The 877-nt window shown below is 38.2% G+C and carries 1 pseudogene; it reads right to left on the bottom strand.

Annotated features, from left to right (window positions below):
* A pseudogene (locus ACFIO5_RS10980) lies at nt 1-838 on the bottom strand (integrase); the annotation flags it as partial.
* Nucleotides 839-877: the final 39 nt, after the last annotated feature.

The raw sequence follows: 877 nt of genomic DNA, 5'->3' as shown, positions 1-877 counted from the left end.
AAAGGTGTGCGAAATTCTATTATAGTGTCACGCCTTCCTTTCATATTCTCAATAGGGTTAGTTTGTATAGCGCCGTCAATCTGATTTTATGAATATGGTACAAAGGATTTGTACGAACACTTGTAAGGATAAGAAGATGCAAAGCCAGTTATGTCATTGTTATCGTTTTACTCAGTGTCTGATAAAAAGCCGGAATATCTCTCCAATCCATAGCTGGTCTATTAGTGGTTTTATCACCTTGTTTTCTTAGTAAAGCTCGTGCTTTTTCTTTTTTTTGTAAATCAATATCTAAACCTAGCACAGCAGCGTGTTTGAGATAAAGATTAAGGCAGTTTAGTGCTTTCTCTGCTGTTGCAGCTTTTGTATGCAGATCGGAAGAACATTGCGTATATCTATTTGTATAATCTCTGAAAAGGCAACAGCCTCATTGGGGAAGAATATGAAGTTGTACAGATAGAAACCAGCTCCCAGCCTTATCATCACCCTTTAATTCGGCTTACGGCTTTCAAAAGCATTGAAGAGTAATATCTTATTCAATAATGGAGAGAGCGCATTGCCTCACATTTTTGTTTCTCATGTTCTTAATAGGGTCATATGCCTCAACGTAAAACAGGACATCATTCTGTATTTCATTCACACACTTGTTTTAAAGAGACATCCAGCACACCTAAGCTCCTTTCACGATGATGACGGCGTTTTTTGTGAAGGATATAATGGGAAATCCGTTGTGCACTACCCTCTTTATGCTTATGAAGGAGTAAGTCGGCACTGTTATTCTCTTGGTTAGCGCAAAATGTTGTGACAGCCCTTGGTACTTAAGATGGTTCATAAGGGGCATTTTTATTTTTTTAAGTTGTTTTTATCCGCACGCCGCTTC

It is taken from the genome of Bartonella sp. AA86SXKL (assembly GCF_042196885.1).
This window is presented reverse-complemented; position numbering and strand designations above follow the sequence as displayed.